Origin of the sequence: Microcoleus asticus IPMA8, assembly GCF_013179805.1 — a bacterium.
Classification (GTDB): Bacteria; Cyanobacteriota; Cyanobacteriia; order Cyanobacteriales; family Microcoleaceae; genus Microcoleus; species Microcoleus asticus.
In genome coordinates this window covers 1-3442 of sequence record NZ_SRRZ01000249.1, presented here as the reverse complement: position 1 = coordinate 3442, position 3442 = coordinate 1, and the positions used below count along the sequence as shown (strand labels likewise).

4 protein-coding genes are annotated in these 3442 nt (G+C 45.7%); 3 read left to right on the top strand and 1 reads right to left on the bottom strand.

Going from position 1 to position 3442, the window contains the following annotated elements:
- Window positions 1–228 precede the first annotated feature (228 nt).
- From pstC to pstB, 3 genes are all read left to right on the top strand, one after another.
- Complete coding sequence (pstC, locus tag E5S67_RS31475; RefSeq protein ID WP_281363610.1) at window positions 229–1050, top strand: phosphate ABC transporter permease subunit PstC; 822 nt, start codon at window positions 229–231, stop codon at window positions 1048–1050.
- A 129-nt stretch (window positions 1051–1179) separates the two neighbouring features.
- Entirely contained in the window at window positions 1180–2076 is an 897-nt protein-coding gene (gene pstA / locus E5S67_RS31470; RefSeq protein WP_172193337.1) for a phosphate ABC transporter permease PstA, read from the top strand.
- A 37-nt stretch (window positions 2077–2113) separates the two neighbouring features.
- Entirely contained in the window at window positions 2114–2920 is an 807-nt protein-coding gene (gene pstB / locus E5S67_RS31465; RefSeq protein ID WP_172193335.1) for a phosphate ABC transporter ATP-binding protein PstB, read from the top strand.
- Window positions 2921–3188: 268 nt separating this feature from the next.
- Here pstB and E5S67_RS31460 read toward each other — a convergent pair whose 3' ends face one another.
- Window positions 3189–3341 (bottom strand): chlorophyll a/b-binding protein, encoded by a 153-nt coding sequence (locus E5S67_RS31460; RefSeq protein ID WP_172193332.1) that lies wholly within the window; start codon window positions 3339–3341, stop codon window positions 3189–3191.
- Between the last annotated feature and the right edge of the window lie 101 nt (window positions 3342–3442).

The window sequence follows — 3442 nt, the reverse complement described above, 5'->3', positions numbered from 1 at the left end:
GAGAATTCTTTAAGATGCACCGTACTTGCTCTCCCTTTTTGGACACAATACGTAATTTACCATCATTTAAGCCTTAACTGAACCGTATTGGGCTATGTGGCGTTACCCGATGAAGCTTATGTGAAAACTAAGCAAAAATTTGAGCGGCGTGAAACCGGAACGAAGTTCAAAAAAGCCAAACCCGGTGAACCCATTACTAACTTTATTTAAGGAGGAAATCTCAAGCCCATGACCCTAACTCCTAGTTCCTTTGATGACTCCCTTTTCGCTGCGGATGACTTCTTGCTTAAGAAGGCTTCTGAAGATGTCCCAGAAAAGATTATTGGTGCAGTTTTATTTGCCTGTGCCTTCGTGTCCGTTGCCACCACCTTTGGTATTGTCTGGATCATTTTCCAAGAGACTTTGGGTTTTTTCCAAGAAGTGTCCTTAGCCCAGTTCTTTCTGGATACCCGATGGACTCCCCTGTTTGCCGAGGCCCATTTTGGCATCTGGCCGCTGCTGAACGGAACGTTTTTAACATCTGCGATCGCTATGGCTGTGGCGGTTCCCTTGGGGTTGTCTTCAGCCATTTACCTGAGTGAATATGCCAAACCGATTGTGGCAGCCGTGTTACGCCCTGCTGTGGAGTTATTGGGGGGAATTCCCACAGTAGTTTATGGTTACTTTGCTTTGCTCTTTGTCACTCCGGTTCTGCGGTATATTTTCCCCTTAGAGATTTTTAATGCCCTCAGCGCTGGGTTAATGATGGGCATTATGATCACCCCCACCGTCGGTTCCATCAGCTTAGATGCCATTCAATCGGTTCCCCGTTCTCTGCGGGAAGGTTCCTATGCCTTGGGCATTACCAAACTAGAAACCATTTTTAAAGTGGTTCTTCCGGCTGCCTTGTCTGGGATTATGGCTTCGATTATTTTAGGCGTTTCCCGCGCAGTGGGAGAAACCATGACCGTTCTGAATTGCAGCTGGATCGCAACCCCGCATCACCGTCAATTTCATGGAATCCGTCGCCACCCTGACCGCTTTTATGGCGGAGATTTCGGGGGGAGATAGTCCCAGGGGTAGCCTCAGTTTTAAGACTTTGTATGCGGTGGGAGCAGTTCTGTTCGTGATTACATTGGCTCTCAATATGGCCAGCTTCTGGATTTCTAGTCGCTTTAAGGAAAAATACGACTGATTGCTATGGTTAAATCAACTCCAACAAACAATTCCGTCAACACTGCTGAATTTACCGATAACCTAGAACGCCGAGAAGCGATCGGTAAAGTCTTTGAGTATCTATTCTTAATTGGGTTACTCATCGGTTTATTTGTCCTCGCCTTACTGGTTCTTAATATCCTTCATGATGGACTTGGCAGATTGCTAACACCGGGGTTTCTCACGGAAACGCCTTCCCGTTTTGCCGAACGCGGAGGTATCCGTCCAGCCATTATTGGGAGTTTCTTTCTGGGACTGATCGTCCTTCTGGTTGCGGTTCCCATTGGGGTAGGGGCTGCTTTGTACCTAGAGGAATACGCCCCTAAAAAGTGGTGGACTGCGCTGATTGAGATTAATATCGGGAATTTAGCGGGGATTCCTTCTATTGTCTATGGCTTACTGGGTTTAGGGGTCTTTAACTATTTACTAGGGTTTGGGCCTACCTTGATTTCGGGGGCATTAACCCTTGCCCTATTGTCTTTACCCGTCATTATCGTCACGGCGAGGGAGGCCATCCGCGCCGTTCCCGATTCCCTGAGAAATGCTTCCTATGGATTGGGAACTACCAAATGGCAAACCATTCAACACCATGTCTTACCCTATGCCATTCCGGGAATTCTTACGGGGGTGATTATTTCTGTCTCCCGCGCCATGGGGGATGCTGCTTCTTTGGTGGTCGTGGGTGCTGTCAGTTTCCTCACGTTTAATCCAGGTTTATTCCAACGATTTATGGCGTTACCCATTCAAATTTTCAGCTATATCACTCGTCCTGAACCGGGGTTTGCCAGTGCAGCCGCAGCGACGATTATTGTGCTGATTATCTTGATTTTGGCGCTTAATGCCATCGCTATCTATCTGCGCCAACGCTATTCCAGCCATTAATTAACTTGAGTTGTCAAGATTAAGGAGACCATTTCAGATGACTAACAGTAATACCAAACTCAACACGGACGATAGTGTGTTTGATGCAGAAGGCGTAAAGGTTTATTACAATGGCTTTTTAGCCCTTGTCGATGTCCATATCAAAATTCCCCGTCAAAAAATTGTGGCTTTTATCGGTCCTTCAGGCTGTGGCAAAAGTACCTTATTGCGTTGCTTCAATCGCATGAATGATTTAATCCCTGGTGCCAAGGTGGAAGGGAAACTCATTTACCGCAACCGTAATATTTACGATCCGCAAGTGAATTCCGTCAAACTGCGGCGACAGGTGGGAATGGTGTTTCAAAGACCGAATCCGTTTCCCAAGAGCATTTATGAAAATATTGCCTATGCCCCCAGAACCAACGGTTATCAAGGAAATCTGGATGAATTAGTGGAATCTTCCCTCAAACAAGCCGCTATCTGGAATGAGGTCAAGGATAAACTGCAAGATAAAGGAACGGCGTTATCCGGGGGACAACAACAGAGGCTTTGTATTGCCCGCGCGATCGCTATGAAGCCCGATGTCTTGTTAATGGATGAACCTTGCTCTGCTCTCGACCCCATTTCTACCCGACAGGTTGAAGAACTGTGCTTAGAACTTAAGGAACGATACACCATTATTACGGTGACTCACAATATGCAACAAGCGTCAAGAATCGCGGATTGGACGGCATTTTTCAATACAGAAACGGACGATCAAGGCAAACGACGCGGCAAATTGGTGGAGTTTGGTCCCACTGAACAAATTTTCCGTTCTCCCCAAACCAAAGAAGCCGAAGAGTACATTAGTGGACGCTTTGGTTAAACGCAAGTGTCAGATTTAGGCGTTACGCATTGTCAGCAATGACATTACCTTGGTCATAAGCATTAGGTTAAAAAAACAATTTATTCCTAAAATTAACCCTATAGGTTCATATTCCGCTCGGCAGTTAGCCTTAACTCTTGCCTACAGAGTTTTAGTTCATGCTGAATCTGAAACCCGGTTGATGTATCAGTCTGTGTCGCTGAAGGCAGGATTTTTCACAGCAACCGGGTTTCTTGGTCTCAATCTGAGGTAATTCCACTAGAATGCCCTAGCCTAAAATATCCTTGAGCAAGCTAATAAAGCTGTGTCTTGTCAAAACTTCGATCGACAGCAAAGAAACAAATCCAATCATCGCAAAACGTCCGTTAACTTTCTCGGCGTACTTGGTGAAGCCGATGCTGACGTTGGCGTCTACATACATCTTATACCATTTTTTTTAAAGATGTGATAGACTTGTGTAAAAAGTAAAGGCGAGAATTACAATGTCTGGTCGTCCTCATATAAAGATTACCGAATCTGTAG